This window comes from Streptomyces sp. NBC_01006 (assembly GCF_045162725.1).
Lineage (GTDB): Bacteria > Actinomycetota > Actinomycetes > Streptomycetales > Streptomycetaceae > Streptomyces.
The window spans coordinates 8,662,414-8,687,168 of record NZ_CP108700.1 but is presented as its reverse complement, the minus strand read 5'-3'; the positions used below and the strand labels follow the sequence as shown (position 1 = coordinate 8,687,168).

22 protein-coding genes and 1 pseudogene are annotated in these 24,755 nt (G+C 68.4%); 12 read left to right on the top strand and 11 right to left on the bottom strand.

All coding sequences use genetic code 11. The annotated features are described in order from the left end of the window. Nucleotides 1–212: 212 nt before the first annotated feature. Nucleotides 213–587, bottom strand: a complete 375-nt coding sequence (locus OG509_RS39870) for an ankyrin repeat domain-containing protein (protein ID WP_331741575.1) — start codon at nucleotides 585–587, stop codon at nucleotides 213–215. A 127-nt stretch (nucleotides 588–714) separates the two neighbouring features. Here OG509_RS39870 and OG509_RS39865 point away from each other — a divergent pair, with 127 nt between their 5' ends. From OG509_RS39865 to OG509_RS39855, 3 genes are all read left to right on the top strand, one after another. Further along, nucleotides 715–1,278 carry a hypothetical protein gene (locus tag OG509_RS39865; RefSeq protein ID WP_331741578.1) on the top strand — a complete coding sequence of 188 codons (564 nt, stop codon included), beginning with the start codon at nucleotides 715–717 and terminating at the stop codon, nucleotides 1,276–1,278. Continuing rightward, nucleotides 1,275–3,941, top strand: coding sequence for a Helicase associated domain protein (locus OG509_RS39860; protein WP_406187433.1), 2,667 nt, complete (start codon nucleotides 1,275–1,277; stop codon nucleotides 3,939–3,941). Before OG509_RS39865 ends, OG509_RS39860 begins: the two co-directional genes overlap by 4 nt. A gap of 439 nt (nucleotides 3,942–4,380) precedes the next feature. Further along, nucleotides 4,381–5,115 (top strand): hypothetical protein, encoded by a 735-nt coding sequence (locus OG509_RS39855; protein ID WP_285530162.1) that lies wholly within the window; start codon nucleotides 4,381–4,383, stop codon nucleotides 5,113–5,115. 139 nt (nucleotides 5,116–5,254) lie between these two features. Here the strand turns inward: OG509_RS39855 and OG509_RS39850 are convergent, their stop codons facing one another. Further along, nucleotides 5,255–5,572 (bottom strand): hypothetical protein, encoded by a 318-nt coding sequence (locus OG509_RS39850; protein WP_285530161.1) that lies wholly within the window; start codon nucleotides 5,570–5,572, stop codon nucleotides 5,255–5,257. An 887-nt stretch (nucleotides 5,573–6,459) separates the two neighbouring features. Here OG509_RS39850 and OG509_RS39845 point away from each other — a divergent pair. The 3 genes from OG509_RS39845 to OG509_RS39835 all read left to right on the top strand — a co-directional run bounded on the left by OG509_RS39845 (nucleotide 6,460) and on the right by OG509_RS39835 (nucleotide 9,267). Then, a complete protein-coding gene (locus tag OG509_RS39845; protein WP_285530160.1) occupies nucleotides 6,460–6,627 on the top strand; it encodes a hypothetical protein in 168 nt (55 codons plus the stop codon). Between the two features lie 303 nt (nucleotides 6,628–6,930). Then, nucleotides 6,931–8,721 (top strand): beta-propeller fold lactonase family protein, encoded by a 1,791-nt coding sequence (locus tag OG509_RS39840; RefSeq protein WP_406187432.1) that lies wholly within the window; start codon nucleotides 6,931–6,933, stop codon nucleotides 8,719–8,721. A gap of 183 nt (nucleotides 8,722–8,904) precedes the next feature. After that, nucleotides 8,905–9,267, top strand: a complete 363-nt coding sequence (locus OG509_RS39835) for an IPT/TIG domain-containing protein (protein ID WP_285530158.1) — start codon at nucleotides 8,905–8,907, stop codon at nucleotides 9,265–9,267. Between the two features lie 3 nt (nucleotides 9,268–9,270). Here the strand turns inward: OG509_RS39835 and OG509_RS39830 are convergent, their stop codons facing one another. Beyond that, the gene (locus tag OG509_RS39830; protein WP_406187431.1) at nucleotides 9,271–9,750 is read right to left on the bottom strand and encodes a ricin-type beta-trefoil lectin domain protein; all 480 of its coding nucleotides are present in this window, start codon (nucleotides 9,748–9,750) and stop codon (nucleotides 9,271–9,273) included. Between the two features lie 324 nt (nucleotides 9,751–10,074). Between OG509_RS39830 and OG509_RS39825 the strand changes: the two genes are divergently transcribed. Further along, the gene (locus OG509_RS39825; RefSeq protein WP_406187430.1) at nucleotides 10,075–10,269 is read left to right on the top strand and encodes a hypothetical protein; all 195 of its coding nucleotides are present in this window, start codon (nucleotides 10,075–10,077) and stop codon (nucleotides 10,267–10,269) included. Between the two features lie 114 nt (nucleotides 10,270–10,383). Here the strand turns inward: OG509_RS39825 and OG509_RS39820 are convergent, their stop codons facing one another. Then, nucleotides 10,384–10,854, bottom strand: coding sequence for an excalibur calcium-binding domain-containing protein (locus tag OG509_RS39820; protein ID WP_285530165.1), 471 nt, complete (start codon nucleotides 10,852–10,854; stop codon nucleotides 10,384–10,386). Between the two features lie 632 nt (nucleotides 10,855–11,486). Here OG509_RS39820 and OG509_RS39815 point away from each other — a divergent pair. The 4 genes and pseudogenes from OG509_RS39815 to OG509_RS39800 all read left to right on the top strand — a co-directional run bounded on the left by OG509_RS39815 (nucleotide 11,487) and on the right by OG509_RS39800 (nucleotide 15,654). Further along, on the top strand, nucleotides 11,487–11,972 hold the full coding sequence (locus OG509_RS39815) for a hypothetical protein (protein WP_266847318.1): 486 nt from the start codon (nucleotides 11,487–11,489) through the stop codon (nucleotides 11,970–11,972). Nucleotides 11,973–12,068: 96 nt separating this feature from the next. Then, nucleotides 12,069–13,424, top strand: coding sequence for a Dyp-type peroxidase (locus tag OG509_RS39810; RefSeq protein WP_406187429.1), 1,356 nt, complete (start codon nucleotides 12,069–12,071; stop codon nucleotides 13,422–13,424). A gap of 54 nt (nucleotides 13,425–13,478) precedes the next feature. Continuing rightward, entirely contained in the window at nucleotides 13,479–13,928 is a 450-nt protein-coding gene (locus OG509_RS39805) for a hypothetical protein (protein ID WP_266847321.1), read from the top strand. A gap of 792 nt (nucleotides 13,929–14,720) precedes the next feature. Further along, nucleotides 14,721–15,654, top strand: a pseudogene (locus OG509_RS39800) (ABC-three component system protein). Between the two features lie 39 nt (nucleotides 15,655–15,693). Here the strand turns inward: OG509_RS39800 and OG509_RS39795 are convergent. The 4 genes from OG509_RS39795 to OG509_RS39780 all read right to left on the bottom strand — a co-directional run bounded on the left by OG509_RS39795 (nucleotide 15,694) and on the right by OG509_RS39780 (nucleotide 19,418). Continuing rightward, on the bottom strand, nucleotides 15,694–16,443 hold the full coding sequence (locus tag OG509_RS39795) for an ATP-dependent DNA ligase (RefSeq protein WP_406187847.1): 750 nt from the start codon (nucleotides 16,441–16,443) through the stop codon (nucleotides 15,694–15,696). A gap of 44 nt (nucleotides 16,444–16,487) precedes the next feature. Continuing rightward, the gene (locus OG509_RS39790; protein WP_406187428.1) at nucleotides 16,488–17,441 is read right to left on the bottom strand and encodes an IS481 family transposase; all 954 of its coding nucleotides are present in this window, start codon (nucleotides 17,439–17,441) and stop codon (nucleotides 16,488–16,490) included. A 162-nt stretch (nucleotides 17,442–17,603) separates the two neighbouring features. Further along, the gene (locus OG509_RS39785; RefSeq protein WP_406187427.1) at nucleotides 17,604–18,509 is read right to left on the bottom strand and encodes an NAD-dependent epimerase/dehydratase family protein; all 906 of its coding nucleotides are present in this window, start codon (nucleotides 18,507–18,509) and stop codon (nucleotides 17,604–17,606) included. A gap of 42 nt (nucleotides 18,510–18,551) precedes the next feature. After that, nucleotides 18,552–19,418, bottom strand: a complete 867-nt coding sequence (locus OG509_RS39780) for an alpha/beta fold hydrolase (protein WP_406187426.1) — start codon at nucleotides 19,416–19,418, stop codon at nucleotides 18,552–18,554. Between the two features lie 75 nt (nucleotides 19,419–19,493). Here OG509_RS39780 and OG509_RS39775 point away from each other — a divergent pair, with 75 nt between their 5' ends. Continuing rightward, nucleotides 19,494–19,964, top strand: a complete 471-nt coding sequence (locus tag OG509_RS39775; RefSeq protein ID WP_406187424.1) for a MarR family winged helix-turn-helix transcriptional regulator — start codon at nucleotides 19,494–19,496, stop codon at nucleotides 19,962–19,964. Nucleotides 19,965–20,212: 248 nt separating this feature from the next. Here OG509_RS39775 and OG509_RS39770 read toward each other — a convergent pair whose 3' ends face one another. The 3 genes from OG509_RS39770 to OG509_RS39760 form a co-directional block, all read right to left on the bottom strand. Further along, on the bottom strand, nucleotides 20,213–20,482 hold the full coding sequence (locus OG509_RS39770; protein ID WP_406187423.1) for a hypothetical protein: 270 nt from the start codon (nucleotides 20,480–20,482) through the stop codon (nucleotides 20,213–20,215). Nucleotides 20,483–20,747: 265 nt separating this feature from the next. Next, nucleotides 20,748–21,905, bottom strand: a complete 1,158-nt coding sequence (locus tag OG509_RS39765; RefSeq protein WP_406187846.1) for an IS30 family transposase — start codon at nucleotides 21,903–21,905, stop codon at nucleotides 20,748–20,750. 173 nt (nucleotides 21,906–22,078) lie between these two features. Beyond that, nucleotides 22,079–24,109 (bottom strand): hypothetical protein, encoded by a 2,031-nt coding sequence (locus OG509_RS39760; RefSeq protein WP_406187422.1) that lies wholly within the window; start codon nucleotides 24,107–24,109, stop codon nucleotides 22,079–22,081. Between the last annotated feature and the right edge of the window lie 646 nt (nucleotides 24,110–24,755).

Below are 24,755 nucleotides of genomic sequence, written 5' to 3'. Positions count from 1 at the left end.
CGCGCTTGGGAAGGGAACCGCTTCGCTGCGCCAGCGGGCCCGGCTTCGCTGGCCAGTGCCGGCCCATCGGGCCGGAGTCCTGCGCTTCGCTCCGGACGGTTCGGGTCTCCGCTTCGCTCCGTCCCGAACGGCCCGCTGCGCGGGCCTAGGTGACCCCGTTTCACGGGGTCGGGGCCTTCGGCCCGTTGGGCGTCCGCTTCGCTCCCGCCTGTTCAGTCCTTCCGGCTTCGCCTCCAGGACCACAGCCCGCTTCGCGGGCGGCTGGCAGCAGCTGAGGTGATCCGGTCTATCAGGCGGTGGGCGATGTCGTGACCGTAGAAGTCGGCCAGGTCCACCGCGCTCATCCGCCCCGGGGGTTGCGGTCTCGGATCGGCCCCGTAGGCCAGCAGTATCGCCGTGAGCCGACTATCGATGGGGGTCCCCGACTGGAGTGCCGAGTCACCCTCCAGGTCAATGGCATGCTCCAGCAGGGTCATCCCCCAGCACACCTCGTTGACGTCCGCGCCTTCATCGAGGAGGCGGGTCAGCTCGGCATAGTCGCTGGACTCGACCGCCTGATGGGCGGGCGTCCAAGGATTCTCGACCACTGACGTCCTCCTTCGCTTCCCGCTGCTCGTCAGTCATGTGCTCGGACGCCGGCCATAGCATGATGCAGCATGTACCATTGGAGAAATAGCACCACACTCTCCAGGTGCATCGAGTGAGGTTTCGCGGATGCCTGTCTACGAATACTATCCGGATGAATTGGCGCGGATCTCTGTGGTCAGACAGGCCCACGGACTCGTCCTGGGCGAGGTGAAGGAACAGTGGCAGGCTGCCTGCGACCGCGAGGAACGCGCACTCGCCGGACCCCAGGAGCCACGCAAGCCGACCGCGCTGGACATTGCCTCGTGCCAGCGCATCGAATGGGCTCGCATCGTAGAGGTCATGGCGGAGCAGCAGATGTCCGTGTACTCCCCAGACCAGGACCGGCGAGTGGCCCGCCGGGAAGAACAGCGAGTACAGCGTATGGCTACAGAGGCGGCCTGGGCCGAACAGTCCGGTGGCGGCCTGCCGGTCGAGGTGCTGCGCCACCGCGTCTACCGGATCACAGCCCGACCCACTGCCGCTTCGGCAGGTGAACAGCCTCTGGTCCGGCACGTCTTCGCCGCCTCAGGCGGTGCGGCGGTCGAATACGCCCAGGCCATGTTCAGCTGGCCCGGCAGCACATACCAGGACGCCGAATACCGGATCACTTCCATCGAACAGGTCCTTCCCACACCGGGAGAATTCCTTTGATCCAGCTCCGCGAACACCAGGTCGACCAGAAGTCGAGTTTCCGCCAGTGGGTGGGATTCCCTGCAAGGTCATCTGTGCCCCCACAGGGGGCCCGGGGCACCATCGTGTCAGCGACCGGCTCGGGCAAGACGATCACGGCCGCCGCGAGCGCGATGGAGTGCTTCCCCGGCGGCCGGATCCTCGTCACGGTCCCCACCTTGGACCTGCTCGCCCAAACCGCCCAGGCATGGCGCCTGGTCGGCCACCGGGCCCCGATGGTCTCGGTGTGCTCGCTGGAGAACGACCCGGTGCTGAACAAACTCGGGGTCCGCACCACCACCAACCCCATCCAGCTCGCCCTGTGGGCCGGGGCCGGACCGGTGGTCGTGTTCGCCACGTACGCCTCCCTGGTGGACCGCGAGGACATCGACGCACCTAAGGGACAGCGGAAAGTCCGCGGGCCGCTGGAGGCCGCCCTGGCAGGTGGAGAGAGGCTGTACGGGCAGCAGATGACGGGCTTCGACCTCGCCATCGTCGACGAGGCCCACGGAACCGCCGGCGACCTCGGACGCCCCTGGGCCGCCATCCACGACAACACCCGGATCCCTGCAGACTTCCGGCTGTACTTGACCGCGACGCCGCGCATCCTGGCCGCGGCCGCGCCTCAGAAGGGCGCGGCCGGGCAGGAGGCGGAGATCGCGAGCATGGCCGATGACCCAGACGGAACGTACGGCGCCTGGCTGGCTGAGCTGGGCCTGTCGGAGGCGATCGAGCGGGGGATCCTCGCCGGATTCGAAATCGACGTCCTGGAGATCCGCGACCCCTCCCCCGTCCTCGGCGAGTCCGAGGAGGCACGGCGGGGCCGGCGCCTGGCGCTCCTGCAGGCCGCACTCCTGGAGCACGCCGCGGCCTACAACCTGCGCACCGTCATGACGTTCCACCAGAAGGTGGAGGAGGCGGCCGCGTTCGCGGACAAGCTGCCGCAGACGGCAGCCGAGCTGTACGTCACCGACGCCTCCGACACCGACCTGGCGGCCGCGGAGCAGCTGCCGAAGTCATCGATCGACGCGGAGTTCTACGAGCTGGACGCAGGCCGCCACGTACCGCCGGACCGGGTCTGGTCGGCGTGGCTGTGCGGCGACCACCTCGTCACCGAGCGCCGCGAGGTCCTGCGGCAGTTCGCCAACGGCATCGACGCGAACAACCGGCGCGTACACCGCGCGTTCCTCGCATCCGTCCGTGTCCTGGGGGAGGGCGTCGACATCACCGGCGAGCGCGGCGTCGAAGCGATCTGCTTCGCCGACACCCGCGGCTCGCAAGTCGAGATCGTCCAGAACATCGGCCGGGCCCTGCGGCTCAATAAGGACGGCTCCACCAAGGTCGCGCGGATCATCGTGCCCGTCTTCCTGGAGCCGAACGAGGACCCGACCGACATGGTGGCCTCCGCGAGCTTCCGCCCTCTTGTAGCGGTCCTCCAGGGCCTGCGCTGTCATGACGACCGCCTCGTCGAGCAGCTCGCCTCCAGCGCCCTCACGAGCGGGAAGCGCAAGCTGCACGTCCGGCGCGACGAGGACGGGCGGGGCATCGGGGCCGGCGGCGAAGGTGACGGCGAGGACCAGGAGGACGGCACCGACGCGGCGGCCGAGTCGGCGCTGCTGCACTTCTCCTCGCCCCGGGACGCCGCCACGATCGCCGCGTTCCTGCGCACCCGCGTCTACCGGCCCGAGTCGCTGGTGTGGCTGGAGGGCTACCAGGCACTGATCCGATGGCGGGCCGAGAACGAGATCGTCGGCCTGCACGCCGTCCCGTACGACGTCGAGGTCGAGGTCGGCGTCACCAAGGCGTTCCCGCTGGGGCGGTGGGTGCACCAGCAGCGCAAGGCCCTGCGCACCGGGGAACTCGAAGACCGGCGCAAGAAGCTGCTGGACGCGCCGGAGGCGGGGATGGTCTGGGAGCCCGGTGAGGAGGCCTGGGAGGCCAAGCTCGCCGTGCTCCGGTCCTACCGGCGAGCCACAGGGCACCTGGCGCCTCGGCAGGACGCGGTGTGGGGCGAGGACGACGAGATGGTTCCCATCGGCCAGTACATGGCCAACCTCCGGCGCAAGGGAGTCAAGAGCGGGCTCGGGAAGGACGAGGACACCGCGGCGACCCGGGGCGCGCAGCTCGCCGCGGTCGACAAGGACTGGAACTGCCCCTGGCCACTGGACTGGCAGCGCCACCACCGCGTCCTGGCCGACTTGGTCGACGCCGACGGACAGCTGCCCGACATCGCGCCCGGCGTGCTCATGGACGGCGACGACATCGGCCGGTGGCTTCAGCAGCAGAAGCAGCCGGCCACCTGGGCGCGGCTCCTGCCCGAGCAGCAGGAGCGGCTGATCGCACTGGGCGTAGAACCCGCCCAGGCGCCGCCTCCGGCCCCGGCGGCCAGCCGCACGTCGAAGGGGCCGAGCAAGGCGCAGCAGGCGTTCCAACGGGGCCTGGCAGCCCTCGCGCAGTGGATCGAGCGGGAAGGCGCCCACCGGCCGGTGCCCCGTGCCCACGGCGAGGAGATCGCCGTCCAGGGCGAGGCGGAACCGGTGACCGTGAAGCTCGGCGTATGGATCACCAACACCAAAACCCGACGCGACAAACTCACCGCCGACCAACTCGCCGCCCTCGCCAAACTCGGCGTCGACTGGGCGTAACACCGATTGCCGTCGGTCGTTGAGCTGGACGGTCAGGCGAGGAATGCGGAGAGGCCTTGGGCGTTGTTGCCCAGGGCCTCTTGCTGTTGGTCGGGGAAAGTTGCGAGACGGTGTTCAGATCTGTCCATTCGCCCCAGAGGCGTTGGGAGGGTTTCCCCATGAACATCGTTGAGAACGTCGCATCCGGGCTCCTCGTCGCGCTAGCTGCCTGGGGTGCGCGATGGGGTCGGCTGGAATGGCGCCGACGTCGCATCGCGCGCGCGGGCCGACGCAGCCCCGCAGCCCGCTAACCAACGAATCCGCACGGGAGAAGGGCAAGGACCATATGGGACGCCTCGGAGTTATCGAACGGCCGGATCTGCCACCTGGGGCTTGCCGAAACCTCAACCAGGGGCTTCACCTGTTGCATCACCGGGCCGGGCTGCCCAGTGTCCGGGAGTTGGCCGAGGCGATCGGCAAGAGCCCCAGTGGGGTCCACAACGCGTTCCGGCTGGCCAAGGTGCCCGAACACCGTCTGACGATGGCGATCGTCGGCCAGCTGTCGTTGTGGGTCCGCGACTGGGGCGTGGGCATCAGCCGAGAGACCGGTATCGACAACTCCCTCTGCCAAATCGAACGACTGTGGCGCCAGGCCAAGCGTGAAGAGGAGGAGCTTGCCGCTCAGGGGGAACCGCTTCGCATGTCCGACGCCACTCGGAGGCTGCTGTTCGCGCTCAGCCCGGAGTGCACCATGTCCCACCCGACCCGGCAGCTCCCTCAGCCCCACGACATCGTCGCCCTGGAGAACCCCGCCGCGAGGAGGACCCCGGCGTTCTTGCGCAAGACGGGCCTGAGGCCGGAGGCCCCCGACCCGTGGCATCTGATCCACCTGTGCCGCGGCTGCCAGCGCCGCCGCGAAGCCGGTGAACTCACCGAAGCCGAACTTCGTGCGGCCCGCCTCGCTCTGGACCGGTACCCAGGCGCGGCCCGGCATTACGCCGCCTACGTCGACCAGGTACTTCTCGGTGCCGAGGAGGCCATCGACATGAACGTCGTGGGGCGGGCCCAAGTGATCATCATGGCCGATCCGGAGGTGGCAGCGCTCCCGTACACCCTCAATCATGGGGAGCTCTTGGTCGACCGCGCCCACGGGCTTCTGGATTCGGGAATCCAGCGGTGCGAAGACGAGCACTAACACCAGCGGCCTCCCGGGACGGACGTCTCGGGAGGCCGCTGGTGCGAGCCGGCACTGTGCGGGTGCCCGGGAGATGCGCTGACCACGACGGAGATCTCGAACTCCGACGGCTCATGCCCGACCTGTCCCGCGCACACGCTCAGAGGCGTGCCAGGACTCGCTGCAGATCATCTCGGTTGAACGCGTGGCCAGAGGCGAGGAGCGTTCGGGCGTAGGCGTCCAGAACAGAAATCAGCTTCTCCGAGAACCCCACTGCTGCGGGAAGGTCCCAGGCATTGGCCAGCGCCTTGTCGAGATCGCTGGGGTCCACCGGCGGCCGGTGGGCGTAGATCTCCCACGGCGGGACGACGTTCAACCTGCCTCGCTCGGAGCGTGGGACTTTACGCTTTCCCGCTCGCTCCAGAGCTCGCAGCACCGCCAGTTCCGATGCGGCTGTCATATCCAGTGCCATCGCCATCCAGTCCGGTCCATCCACTCAGTGCAGTGACAGCGGCCCTCCCGTCGGGCGCCGCTGTCCTTCTCCTACGGCACGACGCTAAGCGCCGAACAGGAGGAGTCGAACAGGATGTGCAGCACTTCAACTCAAACGAGTGGACACGCAGCCCCTGCCAGCCGTCGGCGGAGCTGGCTTCGAAGACTGCGCCGCAGCCACCCTCCCGAGGCGTTCGCCAACCACCCACTCTTCATTCAGATTCAGCCTCATGCACGTGCCTCGCCGTCATCGACCGATCCGTTGATGCATCATGCCGGAACAGTCCGACAATCTGGGCGGGTCACGCAGGGGCCAAGCAGCCCAAAGGGCAGCAGGAGCAGCGGTGGCGGTAGCCTTGAACCGGCGACGCGGTTGCTCTCGGTCGGTTGAAGGGGCGCCCCGCCGCGAGCTGCCGTTTCCAGGACGCGGCAGGGGGGTGGAACGGCTTGGCAGGACGTCTGCTGTCAGCACTCCCCTGTCAGCTGTCGTCGGCCAGGATCAGATCGGCCACGTGATGCGGGCAGGCACGGTCATGCCACGTCACCGTCAAGGACTCACCCTCAGCGCACAGCGTGCGTACTCCACCGGTAGCCGCATCGGCCCGGCACCAACCGCACACGAGGACCTTCATCGGAAACAACTCCGCCAGAGGGCGGGCGCGCGTCGCAGGTTCCATCGTTCAGACGCGGCATGTGGCTGCCGGGGCCTGGACCGATCGCTGGCCCCCCCCTCGGGACCGCGGGGGAGGCTAGCCGAGACGGTTGCCGGGGTTCTTGCTGTTTTGGTCTGCGGGTCGGTGGCTGCCAACTCCGGAGGCCGGGCGCCCCATTGCGGGGCAACCAAAACGGTAATGGGGGGCGGGGCCAAGGCGAATGGTCCTGGTCGACGATCCGGATCGTCGGACCTGCCTCGGTTTTGATCTGGCGGCGCTCTTCCGGGCAATCGCTGGGGGTGTGGTGACGGCCGCAGTGAACGAACGCCGTGCCGAGCGGGACGAGGCGGGCCGCACCAAGGAGCCTGCTCAGCTGCTCGTGTCGTGACTCGACTGTCGCGGTCGGATGAGACTGCGCCGGCGGACCCGGGTGGCGTGGCCCATGTGACCGCCGGGGTATGGATATGGTTTTCGGCCACGCTGAGCTGAATATGACATTTCAGGCCCGTGCGTTGACGCTGGGTGTCATTCTGAGCACGTTGAGGGAGCCAACGGTGTTGACTGCCAACGACGTTCGCACCGTCGAGGGCAGCTCCCCGGTGGTGGTGACCCGGGGCCGCGAACGTGACCGCCGTGGCGCCCCGCCGTGCCGCCGGGCGGGAGCGGGCCAAGAAGGGACAAGGCCATCTCCATGTCTTCCCGCTCCGCGTTACACCCGCCTCGGCTCGGCCGTCGGCTGACCACCCTGATGGCTTCCGGCGCGCTCGCCCTGACCGGGCTGGTCGCCGTGGCCGCCCCGAGCGCGCAGGCTCTCGCGCCGGCCCCGGTGGCTTACGTCGCCGACCTCTTCAACAACAACGTGAGAGCGCTCGACACCAGCACCAACACGGTGACCGCCACCATCCCCGTCGGCAACGGCCCGACCGGGGTCACGGTCTCCCCCGATCTGGCGCACGTCTACACCGCCAACAGCGGTTCCGGATCCGTGTCGGCGATCGATACCGCCACCAACGCCGTCACCGCCACCGTCGCCGTCGGTGCGAGCCCCATCAAGCTCGCGGTGTCGCCGGACAGCAGCACCCTGTACACCGCCAACTTCGGTGCGGACACCGTCTCCGTCGTCGACACCGCCACCAACACTGTCATGGCAACCGTCGCGGTCGGGGATGGCCCGTTCGGGATCGCGCTCACCCCCGACGGTGCCCGCGCCTACGTGTCCAACAACAACGGCAACACGGTGTCGGTGATCGACACCGTCACCAAGACGGTGACCGCCACGGTCGGCACCGGCGCCAAGCCGAACGTCATCGCGCTCACCCCGGACGGCACCCGCGCGTACGTGGGCAACCAGAACTCCGCGTCGGTGTCGGTGATCGACACCACCACCAACACCGTCACCGCCACCGTCGCGGTCGGGACCGGCCCGTTCGGCCTCTCCCTTTCCCCGGACGGCTCCCGCGCCTACGTGAGCAACAACAGCAGCTCCTCGGTCTCCGTCATCGACACCGCCACCAACACCGTCACCGCCACCGTCGGCGTCGGCGACGGCCCCTTCGAGTCCGCGTCCACCCCCGACGGGGCCCTCCTGTACGTGCCCAACGGTTACGACGGGACCGTGTCGGTGATCGACACCGCCACCAACACCGTCACCACCACCTTCCCGCTCGGGCCCTTCCCGTACGCGATCGCCTTCGCTCACCCGAGCGCCCCGCCGGCCGCCGACCTCACGGTGACCGTCAGCGACTCCGCCGACCCCGTCCACCAGGGCGACCCGATCACCTACACCACCACCGTCACCAACCACGGTGAGAGCGCCGCCACCGGTACGACCGCGACCCTCACCCTGTCCGGCGCGGCGAGCATCATCACCTCGGCCACCGCCTCCCAGGGCACCTGCGCCGTCACCGCACCGACCATCACCTGCACGCTGGGCGCTCTGCCCGACGGCGCGTCGGCCACCATCACCGTCACCGTGACCACGGGCGCGACCGGCACCGTGACCGCCACCGCCACTGCGACCGCCACCGAGGCGGACCCGGCCCCCGCGAACAACACCGCGAGCCAGTCCACCACCGTCAATACCCCGTCGGCCTCCGACGTCGCCGTCGACGTCGCAGCCCAGCCCCACCTGGGCATCCTGGTTCCCTACCTCACCTACACCCTCACCGCCCGCAACACCGGCCCCGCCCCGCTCACCTCCGCGACCGTGAAGGCCACCCTGCCGCCCGGCGCCACCGCCACCAGCCTCTCCGCCGGATGCACCACCACGGCGGGCACCGTGACCTGCACCTACGGCGCGCTCGCCAACGGGGCAAGCGCCAGCAAGACGTTCCAGATCCCCCTGCACCTGCTCTCCCTCGGCTCCGTCAACGTGACCGGCACCCGCACCGCCTCGGCCCCGGCCGACCCCAACGCCGCCAACGACGGCGACACCGCCACCTGCACCGTCCTCACCATCCTCCTGGCCACCTGCTCCGGCTGACCCGCCACCGCCTGGCGGGCGGGCACCAGCCCCGCCCGCCAGGCACCCCACCCGAACCAGGCGGCCCGGGTATGCCATGACCAGCTCCGTTCGAGTCGTTCTCACCGTCCTGAACAAGACCTCGACGCACTCGCCCCCACCGGCAGCACAGCCAGTACCCGCCTGGTCAGTTCCCTGCTACGGATGGGACGACGCCACCGCTCACGCCTCCAGAGCCACGGCCGCAGCCATGGCTCTCTGGCCCTGCGCAGCTTCACCGGCCCGGCCCTTGCAGTCACACCCGCCTCCTGCGCGGGCACCCCGACCATTACCTCGATCAGCCCCACCTCCGGCCCGACGTCGGAAGGCACCACCTTCACCATCACCGGCACCAACCTGGCCTGGGACGACCCCACCGCGACCCTGACCGACTGCGGCGACTGGGACTTCGCCAGGAACGCCAGCTCAACCCAGACGCCCTGCACCGGCACCACCCGGCACACACGAGCCGGGACCGTCGATACCCTGGGCCAGCAAGAGCCGGCCGGGAGGCCCTCAGCGCGGTGAAAGTCAGGCGGCGGCGAGACTGATCTGGTCCTTGAAGATCACCCAGCGCTGGCCCTGCTCCTTCGTGTCGCACGGCTTGGTCGAGACGTTCGGGGTGTTCCACGCGTTGGTGAAGCAGTACGCCGGAGCGTAGGCGAGCGTGATCTGCTGGCCCGAGACATTCCAGTACTGCACCTGATCCTTCGGGTTGCACGGCTTCACCGAGACGTCCGCGGCGTTCCAGGTGTTGGCGAGGCAGTAGGCCGGGGCGTTGGTCAGGGAGATCTGGTGGCCCGAGACGGTCCAGTGCTGGCCCTGGTCCTTCGTGTCACACGGCTTGGTCGAGATGTTGGGGGTGTTCCAGGCATTCGCGAGGCAGTAGAGCCCGGGCGCGCGCAGGGCCGGGGCTGCGGTTGCAGCGGCCTGCGCACCCGCGGCCGGGAGGAGCGAAGCGGTCAGCGCCAGGGTCGTGAGGGCGAGCGTCTTGCAAAAGGCGATAGCCATGAGGCGAAATCCGTTCTGGCTTGAAAAGTGGGATTCACGCCCGAATGCGAGATGGACTCCAACTCTGTTCCGAACGCACGGCAATTGGTAGCAGCAGCCAAGAGTTGGCCAACGGTTTCTGCACAGCATCTTCATCCCTTAGAGCCGCTACATGTGATGACCCGACAGACACCTGGGAGAACAGTCAGCGGGGGCATCAGGACACCCCATTGCCGAGCCGAGGGACCGTATGGCTGAGTTGCTGCTCGCAGGCCCGGATAGCCAGGCCGCGGGGCAGGGCCCGGGGATACGGTGGCACCACCACCCGGGGAAAGGGACAAAGGCATGCTGGAATCCTTGATCCGCACCCTGCCGTGCCGCACCTGCCGGGCAGGCACGGAGACCGGCGGTGTACGCACTCTCAGCGCCGAGGGAGATCATCTGACGGTGACCTGGCACACCCGCGACTGCCCCCACCACAAGGCCGACCTCCTCCTCGCCTCCCACCCACCCGCCACACCGGCCACCCCCGCCGGATGAAACAGGGCTCGGCACCCGGCAGGCGTGAGACACCGACCGGGCCCGTGGCGGCCTGCCCCATCCACCCGAGGCTGTCCTCGACGAGCCGCCCTGACCTCAGGCGCCACCCCGCGGTCATTCGCAGGCGACGCCGTCGCCATCACGGTCCAGGTGCGATCCGTACCCCGGGTCGCCACGGCGGATCGGCGCTGCGCCAGCCTCGCGGACCGCGGTGCAGTTCCGGTACGAGACGCTGCCGCCCCCCGAGCTCCCTGAGCCCGGTCCGCTGCCACTGTGCGCACCCGACGAGGTCGAGCCGGCTGCCGGGACGCGCACCGGGGTTCTGGCCTTGGCGTCATCGGCCGCCGGAGTCGCGGGCTGCCGTGGCCGCTCTACGGGAGCGGGCGGTGCCGCGATGGCTCCCGGAGTCGACTCTGGCGCCGGTACGGGTGGTAGGGAACCGGTTGAGGCCGTCGGTGCTGACGGCGATGGCGTGTTCGGAGCCGGGGTGGTGGACGCCGTGGCCGTGGGGGCGGCCGCGCTCGCCGAGCTGGGCGTGGACTGGGCACGGTAACTACCGAGGGTCGCCAGAGAAGCTGGCCCCATACGCACGCCGCGCCAGCTACCTGCGACACGACACCAACCTGCACCAGAAGAACGTCACACTGTCCCGAAAGGGCCCAGCTCAATGCCCCGTGACATGGTGAACATCCCTGGCGCCTATCAAGGGCCCGGCAATCCGCTTCGCCGGTCCGCGGTCACGTATCAGGGTGCACCCGCGGGCGAGGCCGCCGCCGCGTGGAGAGGGCCGCGCCGGTCGTCACGGGCGCCTACTCAAGTGGGAGCCTGCGCCGTTACCGTGCGCGCTCGCACCGCCAGCAGGCACGGCCTGTTGCCGGTGGGCAGGGATTCGACCGGGGCCGACTGGCCAGGGCCGCGGCGGAGGGCGTGGCACGGACCGGGACCGGGACGGGGGCAGTGCGGGGGGCGGCGTCGTCAACTACTGGCCCAAGCCCCATTGGCCACGCGACCGGCCCGCACTCACCGTAGGATGGTTATGCGAAGACGAGGCCTCGACACTATCCGCCAGACGGAGCGTCGCGCGGCACATCGTTGGTTTCCGCCGCGGCGGATTACATGCCGCGCGCCCGCTTACGAGGACGTCTCTCTTTCGTCTGAGGGCTATCGCGGCTGGTCAATGCTGCTAGCGCTCTTCAGCGACTCCAGCAGGAGTAATTATGGCTGCACAACAGGCAGAAGCCACGCCAAGATCCGCGACGCCTTCTACGGAGGCGTTCCTCCTCGCGGTAAAGATCAAGCCGGGGCAGGTGGACGCCCTTCGGGAAGCGGTGGCTGCGAACGCCGGGAACATCGAGGACCCTGATGGTGCACTCGCACAAGTCGGCACTGTCCATTTCGTGCGCATCGCGATCCTTAACAACGACACCTTCCTTTTCGCCAGCCATTTCGACGGTGACATCGAAGCCTACCTGGACGACTTCTACACCGTCACCCTGGGTGGAGTGGGATTTGATGCCGTACTGCGCTACTGCGAAGACTGGCCCGGCCCGAATGACCGCGAGGGGTTCATAAACTTCTGGACGTCACACAGGGTCCCGGATCTTCTTACCTATGCACATTTCCCCGGAGTTACCTGCAAGGAAATCGATAAGGCGCTACGGATTCGGAACAATCTGGAGGCCGTACTGGAGGACTTCCAGTAGCGGCGGAGACTGGCCGGCTCTTTTCCCAGCAGCCTTGAGGGCAACAGCGCATGCTACAGGGTGTAGCAGACTGCTTGCATATTCCTCTCGTGCGCCGTGCAGTGGGAAGACTGCCGAGCAAGGCTTGGTGCTATTTTGGAGAACACTTCATTCAAACTTGAGCTCGATGATATCCAGGGCTTGCTGCTGGGCTTCATCCCCCTGCCCTGCGGGCGATACAGCTTCCTGACGTTCGGTCACTCTGGCCAGGCTCAACCATTTCTCGCACACCTCGTTGATGAGGTGTGCTCGGCCGAGCCACCGAGAAATCCCCCAACGTCACGCCTCCACCTGGCGCTCACGTGTAACGGATTGCGCGCGCTGGGCGTCGACGAAGCACCGCTTAAGACCTTCCCTGAAGCGTTCCGGGCAGGCATGCCGGCCCGCGCGGAAGAGCTTGGCGACCGTGGAGCAAGCGATCCCGCTCACTGGGTCGGCGGCCTGGCAGGCGCCGACCTCCATGCACTCCTACTGCTTTTCGCCACGGATGTTTCCGAACTCGAACAGCGGAGCAAGGAAATTCATTCCCTTATATCGGAATCCGATGGCGTCCGCATCCTGTCCGAACTCGATGTCGCGATTCCGGCCACCGGGCGCGAACACTTCGGGTATCAGGACGGCATCTCCAGGATATATGTCGAGGGAACCGGACTGGAGCCACCACCCGGCTGTGGTCCCGCCCTCAAACCGGGTGAGTTCGTGCTCGGCTATCCCGACGAGACCAGCGCTCTCCCCGCCCTGCCCCAGCCGGAATGGCTCAGCCGGAACGGCAGTTTTATCGCCTACCGGCGGCTCTACGAGGACGTCACCGCCTTTCGGGAATTCCTGCGGCTTCACGCCACCGGACGGGAGGAGCAGGAGCTGCTGGCCGCAAAGCTGATGGGGCGCTGGCGCAGCGGCGCCCCACTGGTGTTGGCGCCGGACCGTGATGACCCCGAGCTGGTCGCGGATCCGAAGCGCATCAACAACTTCGACTACGGGCAGATGGACCCGCGGGGACTGGCTTGTCCCATCGGCGCACACATCCGACGCGTCAACCCGCGGGACACGATCAGCAACATCCAGCGGCGCCGGCTGATCCGCGGCGGGCTCCCGTACGGCCCGCTGCTCCCGGATGGGGCACCTGATGACGGGCAGGACCGCGGATTGGCAGTCTTCTTCGGCTGCGCCGACCTTGAACGCCAGTTCGAGTTCGTGCAAAAGGAGTGGATAAATTCCCCCAAGTTTCTCGGCCTGGATCATGACAAAGATCCGATCGCAGGCGACCACGACGGCACTTACAACATGACCATCCAGAAGAGGCCGATCAGGAAGACACTGCGCGGCCTGCCACGGTTTACGCGGGTGAGAGGCGGCGCGTACGCCTTCCTGCCCGGCCTGCGGGCCCTTCACCTGCTCGCCGAGGGCCGGTGATACAGCACAGCCCGCCGCGCCCCGACGACAACTCCAGCAGATTCGGAAGCCCACATGCTGATAGCACTGCTCGCCGTGCTCGGCGTCGACCTGGCCGTAGTCGCCGTGTTCGCAGCGGTCGTGTACGGCCGCAAGCGCTGGGTGAAACGACAACCCGGCGCATTTCGCGGCGCCGTCCGGATCGAAAGCGGAAACGTCCACGGCCTGCGCTCCAAGTGGAGCCGTGGGTACGGACACTGGGTCCGCGACATACTCGTCTGGACCAAGGCACCGTTCCTGCTTCGCAACATACTCATCCCCGCCGACGCCCTGACCCAGCAACGACCGGCCCAACACCACGAGGTCAGACGGCTCGGCGACGAACCCACCGTCATCCGGCTCAAAACAGACGACGCTGTCGCCGAGGTCGCCGCGAAGAAAGACAACGTGGCACTCCTGCGGGGCCCATACCACCACGCCGTAAACCCAGACGTCCGATACCCCGGCACGCCGACCGGCACCTGACCAGGAGGGACCGGCCTGCATCTACACGTTCTACATTCAACCCCGCCCTGGACTGTCCGCTACGACCGCGCATGCTGGCGAGGTGCCCACCGCGGTTGGCCGAGGCGATCGTGTATCCCAAGGTCGGGCCGGGGGTGCCGCACGTCCTCCCGCTGGGCGTCGCGGTGTCCGCGCTGCCGGGGGCGGTGGCGGACGAGACATGTCGAGGGCAGCGGCGGCCGCGGTGGCGGTCCGCACGATCATGATCATCACTCGGCGGTTCTACCGACCACCCCGGCATCGGCAACAGGGCCCGGAGCAGCAGTTCACTCCCCCGGGCCGTCCGATTCACCGCCGAAACGCCACTGCACCTGCGGATGCGCCGAAGGGACCGAGGAATCGGCCCGCGCCCGCCCGCCAGCCAACGCTGAGCAACGGATCCCGCCGCCCGGATGCCACTCCATCACCGGCCCGACCGCGTCCCCATGCTCAGCGCACCAGCCCACCGGGACCAGGCCGCCGCAGTCATGCCGCCTGCACACGCACGCCTCCCCCGGGCCGGCGTACGCCACCCCGTGGCGTTCCACACCGCCCGAGCCCGCCGAGGCGGCGCCCCGCAGGCCGGCCGGCCACGCCAGCGTCACCCGCAGACCGCCCGAGCCCGAGCGGAACCGGTCGATCACTCTCGCCGAGGCACAGGTCGAACGGCTTCGGACGCAGGTTGCCGCCTTCCAGGTTGTCCCTGAGTACGAGCGCCTCAAAGAGCGCGCAGACGAGGTAAGCCGCCGGATCAAGCAGCTCGCCCAGGACGACGTGATCGACCAGCACAACCTCGAAGAACTCCGGGGCGCTGTCACCGAGACCACCGACGTCGAGGTGTCCTACCTCGAGCCGGCCTACCGCGAGCTCGGGGTCATCCTCAACGACCAAGTCCGGCGTCGCTTCGACGAGGTCAAGGCGTTCCACCACTCCGTCGTACGCAACCGGCGCAGGTTCCTGGAGGAAGAGATCCAGGAACTCACCGAACGCCTGGCCGCCCGGCGTCAGGAACGTGCCGACCTGGGCGAGGACCAGGCCCGCCTCCTGCGCGAGCTGGCGGACGGTGGAGCGCTGGAAGCGCTGACCGCCCTACAGACAGCCCTGGGCCGGGAAGAGGCCGCTCTCGGTGCTCTTCGCCACCGCTTCGACGCAGCGCAAGCCCTCGAAGCCAGCGCCCGGCAGATCACCGCCAAGAGCGTTGAACTGCAGCATGCCGTCGACCTCGACCTCCGAGAGCGCCGGCAGCAGACAGACGAAGCGATCCTGCTGTTCTCCCGGTACGCCCAGCGCCTGTACGGCGAGGGCCGCGGAGCCTACCTCGCCATCGAGGCCGGACGGACCAGCCTGAGCATCACGCCCCGGATCGACGCCGACGACAGCCGCGGCATCAACAACATGGTCATCTTCTGCTTCGACCTCACCCTGGCCGTCCTCGCACACCGCCACGCGCGGCCCTGACTTCCTCATCCACGACAGCCACCTCTACGACGGCGTCGACGAACGGCAGGTCGCGCGAGCCCTCGCGCTCGCAGCCGAAGTGACGGAGGAAGAGCACATGCAGTACATCGTCACCCTCAACACCGACACCCTCAGCACCGCTGCCCAGCGCGGATTCAACCCCGAACCACACATCCGTAGCCCCCGCCTCACCGACGACGAAGAGGGCGGCCTCTTCGGCTTCCGCTTCAAAGCCGCAGGCAAGGCATAGCGCCTACCCGACCGCACGGTGCGCGTCCGGCCACGCGGCTCACCCGGCGGCCGTGGCCGGGCCCCCGCCGAACCGAGGCACGTCCTCCATGCTCGCGTCCAGGCGCAGACGCACATACCGGATCGGGTGCCGGTAGACACCACCCCGGTCGATGGAAGTGTCGGCGCTGATCTCTGCGACGAGGTCGGGCTGGACGAGGGTGGTGTCCAGGAGGTCGCGGGTGCCCCATGCCGACGAGAACTTCGCGCCGGTCCAGGGGTGTCCGGAGCCGGCGGGGGTCAGGTGCTCGGCGAGCTGGCGGACGGCGTCGGGGCGCAGCGGGACCGTGCGGCCGATGGGGCGTAGGCGTCCGGTGGGGTCGTGGCGGCCGAGGATGAGGAGTTGGGGGCGGGTGAGGGTGCCGGTGATCGCGCCGGTGATCGCTTCGGTGGTGTCCCGGCGGCGGATCTTGGTCCAGGCGCGGTCCCGGACTCCGGGCCGATAGCGCTGGTTCATGGCTTTGACGACCAGGCCCTCGACGCCGGAGACGTCCGTCCAGTCCTCCAGCCACTCTCTGGCCTCGTCCGGGTCGGTGGTCATGGGGCACAGGGTCCACGGGGCGGTCAGTGCGCGGGCCGCGAAGAGGACCTCCAGGCGTCGGCGGCGCTCGGCGTAGGCCAGCGCCAGCAGCTCGGTGCCGTCGATCTGCAAGGCGTCGAAGGCGATGAAGAACGCTGGGGTCTTCGCGGCGAGCGCGGTAGCGGTGCGGCCGCGGGCGGCGGCCCGGCGCTGGAGCGCTTCGAAGGACAGCCGGCCAGCTTCGGTGTCCCAGACGACGAGCTCGCCGTCGAGGACTAGGTGTACTGACCCGTGAGGTTGGGGACGCGGCTGGCGGGGGGTTGCCCCTTGAGCGCGGTGTGCCCGCGGTGGTGGTTGTAGGTGTGCAGCCAGAGAGGGTAGGTATCGCGCCGTTCGGCCTCGGACTGATAGGACTTGGAGTAGGCCCATTCGTCGAGAAGTGTGCGGTTGAACCGTTCGACCTTGCCATTGGTCTGAGGGCGGTAGGGGCGAGTCCGCTTGTGTGAAATCCCCTGCTCGGCGAGGCAGTTGCGCCAGAGGTGGGATCGGTAGCAGGAGCCGTTGTCGGTCAGGACCCGGCGGACGGTTATGCCAGCAGCGGCGAAGAAGGTGTGGGCCCGCTGCCAGAATCCGACGGCAGTTTCCTTCTTCTCGTCGACCAGGATCTCGCTGTAGGCGAGCCGGGAGTGGTCGTCGATGGCGTTGTGCAGGAAGCTCATCCCCGCCTTCGCGCGGTTCTTGCGGCCCGCCTGCCTGCCAAGGACCTTGTGACCGCCGCCGTCGGGGATATTGCCGAGTTTCTTGATGTCGACGTGCACGAGGTCGCCCGGGGCGGCGTGTTCATAGCGGCGGATTTCCCGGCCGGTGGCCCGGTCCAGGTGGGACAGGCGGGCGAGGCCGTAGCGCGTCAGGACGCGGTGAACCGTGGCCGGGTTCAACCCGAGGAGGTAGGCAATACGGGCAGGGCCCCAGCGGCGCAGGATGCGGACCTTGATGATCCGGCGCTCGGTACGGGTGGGGGTCCGGCATGGGCTGCGGTGAGGCCGTGAGGAGCGGTCGGCCATACCGGCCTCACCGAGTTCGCGGTAACGGTCGGCCCACCGGTGGGCCGTGGTGGGCGAGACCTGGAAGCGTTCGGCAGCCCGCCGCAGCGGCCAGCCGTCCTCGACGACGCAGCGGGCCAGGCGCAGGCGGCCGGTCTCGGTCAGGGGTGCGTTGCGGTGGACCATGCGGGGCTTTCTGGCTCGGAGGATGACGATGGCCGGGTGTACGAGTGGTGTCTCGTGCACCCGGCCGTCATGTGGGCCGTGCTGCGGCTGGTGGAGGTCGGATCTCAATACTCGCCGTCAGTGGGCGGGCGCTGGACGTGCCCGTTCTTCCTGGTGTCCAGGTCAGGTGGTGGGCTGTACTGCCTTCCAGGCGCGGTAGTGCCGGTGGGGGGCGTCGGTGAAGGAGGCGTGGCGGGGGCGCCATCCGAGGAGGCGGTGGGCCTTGTCGCTGGTGACGAGTTCATGCTGGTCGGCGGCCATCTGCATCATGCCGCCCGCCTCCGCGGTTTCCAGGGTGACCTCGCCGGTGTGGCCGGCGGCGCGTACAGCGGCGTATTGCATGTCCAGGGCGGTCAGGCGCTGGTCGTCGGCGATCACGAACACCTCGCCATCCACAGCGGTGGGGTTGTCGAGGATACGGACGTAGGCGTCGGCAAGGTCATCGACGTGGACCCAGCTCCAGCGCTTGCCGGTGTCGCCGTAGAAGACGGGGTTGCCGGCTTCGGCTGCGGCGAACCATTGGCCGGTCATGGAGGTCGTGGCGGGTCCCCCGTACATGAAGCCGGGACGAACCACGGTGTGCGCGATGCCGCTGGCGGCGAGTTCCTTTTCCAGGGCAAAGCGGAAGCCGATGGGGCTTTCGGGGTTGCCTGGGGTGGTCTCGTCCATCAGCGGCAGTCCGGTGCGACCGTAGGAGGAGATGCCGGTGGTGAACACCAGGTGGCGGTGGCGTCCGTCGCGCTCCTGGGCGGCGGCAAGTTCGGCGAACAGCCGCTGGTCGGCGCCGATCGGGTCGCTCATGTCCATGAGCAGGTGCACGACCGCGTCCGTGCCGTTCAGGTGGCCGCGCCAGGTGTCGGGCTTGGAGAAGTCGCCCTGCACGGGGGTGACTTCGTTGACCGCGAGGTCTCGGGCGGCCGGGGTGGTGGTGTCGCGGGCGAGGCCCAGGACGGTGTGTCCGGCGCGGGTCAGGGCGGCGGAGACGCGGCGGCCGGCGTAGCCGGTGGCGCCGATGACGAGGATCTGCATGGTGGTGCTCCGTTTTCGGTGTGGTGCGGGGTGACCCGAGCGTCAGGCGGGGGTGATGGTGAAGAAGCGGGCGAGTCGCTGCGCGGCCCCTGCGGGGTTGTCGGCGGCGAAGGTGTGGGCGGCGGCGGGGACGATGTCCGCGCGCACGTCGCGCGCTGCCTGACTGGCGCCGTCCAGGAGAACCTGCTGAGGCAGGCCGAACTCTCCGTTCAGCACCAGGACCGGCATGACAAGAGCGGCGGAGTTCCGGGCGGCGCGGCCGTCATCGACGAGAGTGGCGTAGTGCTCGAACCCTCCGCGCATCGCGTCGGGTGCGGTGTAGGCGCGCAGGAGGTCAGTGCGGTCGGTATCAGTGATTCCGCCGCGGCTCATCATCGACCAGAAGCCCGACAGGTACGCCTCCTCCTTGCCCTCGGTGAGCATCGCGGCGAGCTCGCTCTGGGCGTGGAAGCCGAAGTGCCACGAGCCGCCGGTGGCCGGGTTCATGTGGTCCTCCAGGCCGAAGCCGGGCAGGAATGCCTCGCTGAGTACCAGCCGGGACACCTCGTCCGAGTACGCCTGCGCCCAGGCGTGGGCAGTCATCGTGCCTACGTCCGTGCCGACCACGAACGCCTGGTCGTGGCCGAGGCGGCGCATGAGGTGGTGCAGATCCTCGGCCTCGTCCCGCTTGGTCCAGTGCCCGGCCGGTATGGCGGAGTCTCCGGAGCCGCGCAGGTCCGGCGCGATCACCGTGAAGCCGTGCTCGGCCAGCAGTGGCATCACCGCGCGCCACTCGATCCAGCTGAACGGCCAGCCGTGGATAAGAACAACCGCGGGGCCGCTGCCGCCGATCACATAGTGGAGCCGGACGCCGTTGACGTCGGCGTGGGCGTGCGTGAATCCGTCGGGTGCGGGAGCGGGGGACGGCATGGAACCACCTCACTTGATTTGCTTGCTTAAGCAATAATCACCCTACTTGCTTGCTTCGTCAAATACACTCGGAGCATGCCAGCCAACGCCGCCCCACTGTCCCCCGACGAACTCCGCCTCTGGCGGAGCCTGGGCCGCCTGGTCCACTCCCTACCGCGCGTGCTCGAAGACGACATGTCCCGCACCGGCGTCACCATGACCGAGTTCGCCGCCCTGCTACTCCTCAGCGAGGCCCCCGACCACCGCATGCGCATGTCCGCGCTCGCCGACGCCGCAGGGCTCACCCCCTCCCGCATCACCCGCGTCGTCGACGGACTGGCCAAGCACGAGCTCGTTCGCAAGGAACGCCACGGCCAAGACGGACGCGGCAACGACGCCGTACTCACCGAAGCAGGACTGCGCATCATGCGAGAGGCCGAGCCTGCACACCTGGCCAGTGCCCGCACCCGCGTTCTCGACCAGATTCCCCCTGATCAGATTTCCGTACTCGCTCAGGCCCTCGCGGCCATCGCCGAGGGCCTGTCCATGCATCGTCGCGACGCCTGAGACGACACATGGCCTTCGGGGCGACGGTTTAGCTCCCAACGGTGCGGTGAGCACGGGCGAGGCACGTGGAAGAGGAATCACGCCGCTCTCCGCAGTCACGTGCTGCTGCTCCGACAGATCTCACTGATCCACCAGGCTCAGGAACCTGCGGCGCAGCCACGAGGAATCACGGCCAGCGGCGTGGCCCCGCCCGGCTCGTCGACAACCTCACGTGCTCGAACGCGAGGCGCATCGGCTCTCGGATCCAGTCATCCGTCACTAACCTCAGTGGACAGAACAACTAGGCCGTCCGGCAGCTGCTCGGCAGCCGCGACCAAGTCGGGGAATCGGTCCTGGACAAGGGAGCCTCGCCGGGTCTGCAGGAGCAGGCGGCCGCCGGGGCCGGTGGGGGTGAAGAGGATCGCGCGGTGGCCGTCGAACTTCTGCTCCGCCGCGAAGCCGCTCGCCAGGACGCCGGAGCCGGGGACGTACTCGGCGGCCTGGGCGAGCATCGGCTCGAAGGGCGGGGTGAGAACCACTCGGGATGGCCTCCTTCACCGCCGCTCCGGGCCTGGCACCGACAGCCAGGCATGTACGGCGCGTGGACAGGGCCAGAGGGCCTTGCCGAGTCAGGCTCCGGGGTGGGCCGGCTTCTGCTGCGACTCCACATGCCGGGCCCGACACTCCTGGCAGAGCGGATTCCCACCGACCCCATACCGGCAGCGTGTTCGATGACTTCTCTGCGCCACCGTGGGGCGCCCCCATCGCGGGGGCGGTTTCCAGGGGTCGTTGCAACACAAGTGATCAACTGGCTGTGGCCAGGAGTTTAGCGAGACGCTCGGCTGGGGTTTCCCAGCCGAGCGTTTTGCGTGGGCGGCCGTTGAGTTCGGCGGCGACGGCGTCCAGGCGCTCGCGCGAGTGCCGGGACAGGTCGGTGCCCTTGGGGAAGTACTGCCGCAGCAGTCCGTTCGTGTTCTCGTTCGAGCCGCGCTGCCAGGGACTGGCCGGATCACAGAAGTAGACCGGGACGTCGGTGGCGAACGTGAACTCGTGGTGGCGGCCCATCTCACTGCCCTGGTCCCAGGTCAGGGACCGCTTCAGGTGCACCGGCAAGGTCTTCACGGTCTCCACGAGCGCGTCCCGGACCAGCTCGGTGCTCCGGCCATCGGGCAGATGCACGAGCATCACGTAACGGGTGGCCCGCTCAACCAGGGTGCCGATCGCGGAACCGTTGTCCTTGCCGATGATCAGGTCGCCTTCCCAGTGGCCGGGAACGGCCCGGTCAGCGGCCTCGGCGGGCCGTTCGCTGATCATGACCATCGGGGAGGCGAACCGCGGCTGACGCCGCTGAGCCTGCCGTCGCGGTTTGCGGCAGGCGCGTCCGGTGCGCAGGGCCCGGGCCAGCTCCCGGCGCAGTTCTCCCCGGCCCTGGACGTAGAGGGCCTGGTAGATCGTCTCGTGGACCACGTGCATCTCCGGCCGGTTGGGAAAGCGTGACCGCAGAGCCTGGCAGATCTGCTCAGGGCTCCACCGAAGGCCCAGGTGGTCCTGGATGAAGGCCCGCAGTTCGTCGTTCTGCCCGATCTTCCCGGGCTTGGGCCTGGGGCGGCGCTGTTCAGCGCGGCGGTGGGCAGCGTGCGGCCGGTAGGCCCAGCGTGATTCGTCGCCGCGCAGGGCTATGCCGTTGCGGCGTATCTCACGGCTGATGGTCGACGGGCTGCGGCCCAGCTCGGCGGCGATCTTGCGGATGCTCGCCTTCTCCTGCAACCGGTCAGCGATATGGATGCGGTCCTCTTCACGCAGGTAGCGCGACGGGCCGGAAGCCGGCGCCTCCGCATGGATCGGAGGTACCGGCTTCCGGCCGCCTGGCGGCGAGTGCCACCCGTTACGCCACCGCTTGCCCGTCCGGATGTCGATACCGACGATCCGGCAGGCTTCCCTGCTGCTGTAGCCCTGACGCATGAGCTGGAAGTATGCCTCCCGCTCACGCGTCAGACGGCGCCCCTTCTGTTGCCGGTCCTTCCGGATCTCGAAGTCCATCGCACCCCTTGAGCTGGGGTGTTGCGACGACCACTAGAACCGAAGGGGGGTGGGGGCAGGGCGCCGGATGCCGGTGTTCGTTCGCCGGGGATGAGTCAGCGGCGGTACATGACGTACAGCTTGTTGTCGTGGGACGCGGCCGAGGATTCATCCATGGGCTTCATCGAACCGTGCACAGTGACTTGTTTGATGGGGCTCGTGGCGCTGGTGATCGGGAACGTGCACAGGGTGCCGTCTGTGGTGCGAATGAAGAACCAGAGTGCGTTGTTGTGGACGGCGAGGGCGGGGCCATGGTTGGTGGCCTGTACCTTGATCTTGGCGCGCTCGGTCCAGTGCGCTCGCATCGCGTTTCCGAAGAGTTTGTCTTCCCCGGTGGCCAGCCAGATTGCCTGGTTGGTGCTGGTGGTCGCCCGCCAGGTCTGGTCCTGGTACCAGGCCATGGCGGCGGGCCGTACGGTGGCCCAGTTGAGGTTGTCGGCCCAGGTGCCGTGCCAGGCGCCCCCCGTCTTGTGACGGACGTTGGTGTTGAGCCGCTCGTCCTTACCGACATGGTTCATCCACAGGAACACGCCGCCCTTTGAGCCGATGGCGAGGGCCGGGGGCCACTGCGCGTTGGTGGAGGGCAGCGTCGTGGTCTGGGTCCAGGTCGTGCCGTTGCTGGTGGTGGCCCACCGCAGCACGTCGTCTTTCCCGGTGAGCGCGCAGTAGAGCTCGCCGTTGAACGAGCACAGGGCAGGCGCGTAGTTGACGGCCCAGCCGTGGATCCTTTGTGGTACGCCCCAGCCCTTCTGGTCGCGGACGCTCCACATGACCGCCCCGTCTGCGGGCCGCACGTACAGGGCGTGGAGCTTTCCCTTGTAGGAGGCGATCGCGGGCGGAGTCATGGTCTCCCACGGCAGCGTGACCGGTACGGACCAGCCGTCGTCGGTGAGCAGCGCGTACTCGAGGGTCCCCACGGGGAAGGGCACCGTGGCGCCGCTGTACTTGAGGGTCAGCTGGTGGTGGCCGTCGCCGTTGAAGTCCCAGACCCGCAGCTTGCCGCGGGACATCAGGGCCAGGTCGTACCGGTCGAGGAGGATGACCCGGGCGCAGGAGAGGTCGTCGTAGTTGCGGACGTGGTCGATGACCCAGGCGAGCATGCCGGCGATTTCCGCGGCGATGCCGATGAGCATCTCCGTGTAGCCGCCGGGCAGCAATCCGACCAGCGCCCATCCCCAGTGGCTGAAGATGCGGTCGCACATTTCATCCAGCAGCCTCTCGAGGGCCTGTACCCATGCCGGGGGGCTCTGGTCGGCCTCCCAGCAGGACAAAGACAGCACCAGGCCCTCTTGCACGTTCCCGTCGAAGATGGTGCGCTGCGCAACATCGAAGTCCCGGGACGACCCGGCTTGCATTTTTCCGAATTCCTGCGAGGTGAACCCGGAACCCGACTGCTTGTCACTGCTGACGGAGGCACACCAGTAGATTTCGTCCTTACCGCCCCACTGGTCGCCCACCGCCCGAATGCACTTGAAGCTCTCCAGCTCCAGCTTCACCCGGAACGGTGCTGCCGGCGCACGCTCCGCCTCAGTCTGTGCCTGGTCTCCGGCATCCTGGAACGCGGCCGGTGCGGGGCTGGGCCGCCTGAAGACGGTGGCGCCGAAACCGTAGGCGGGCAGCGCCTGGACGAACGAGGGGCTGTCGATGCTCGCCCCCGCCGCCACCGCCTCCCGGTCCACGATCTCCGTGTTGGGCAGCGCCGCGTGCTCTTCCCCGACCTGGGGCAGCACGCTCCCGAAGTCCTCCAGCCGGAAGCCGCTTTCCACCGCCCGCCCGGAGATGACGGGGGGTACCACGGACACCTGGTCACCCAGAGCCTGCACCGCCTCCCGGTACACCCCGCCCCAGTCTTTGATCTCCTGCTCGGACAGCGCCGCCCCGAGCACATCGAGCAGCCACTGCTCCAGCTCGGTGACCGCGTGGCCCTGCCGGAGCCGGTCAGCGGCGTGCAGCGAGGCACCGATCAGCACATTCGTGTGCCCGCGCGTCGCGAACCGTCCCGCCCGCGCCCGGGTGGACGTCCCCATCAGAGAGGCGCGCAGCCGCTCCAGCCGTTCCTGCGGCGGTGCATCCCCACGTTCCGTCACCGAATCCCCTTTCCATGCAAAACGCCCCACAACCACACGGCCGGGACACAAGCCAGAGATTCCCACGCCCACCGATCACCCACCAGAGCGCCCGTCACCAACCAGCCACCCGCGCCGCTCTCCGCAGCGAGCCGCACCCGGAAACACACCACCGGCGAAAGTCCGGGCTGCCGACCTTGACGCCACGGCCAGCAAGATGACCACCCGGAACGCCCGCCGGCCATGACAGCCGCCCGATGACCGGCCGACACGGCCTGTGACGCCTGGCCGCTACAGCCGCCCAGCCCGCCGGACCGACCAATGCGACGACATCACGGCGTCAATCCACAGCCTTGTTCACGAGCCGTGGGCCTGGCTCACAGCCTGAATGCAGCTCTGACACGCGCTCGCGAAATTGCCTGAAAACGTGCCTCGTGCACATGACAGGGCTACCACCTCGGCACTGCCTTCGCTCGGGCGGTCACACCCTGAGAGTCGCACCAAGCGGCGCCGGTCACTGGTGCAGTTAACAGGCCAGCCGTGCGCACGGTCCGGACTGGGAAGGAGCCCAGGTTGCGACCGAGGGGCGGAGTGCGGGGGTGCTCATGAGCAGGTTCCTCTCGGCGGGCGGCACTGTAGTGAACCGTTTCGCCGACCCGGCATTCCC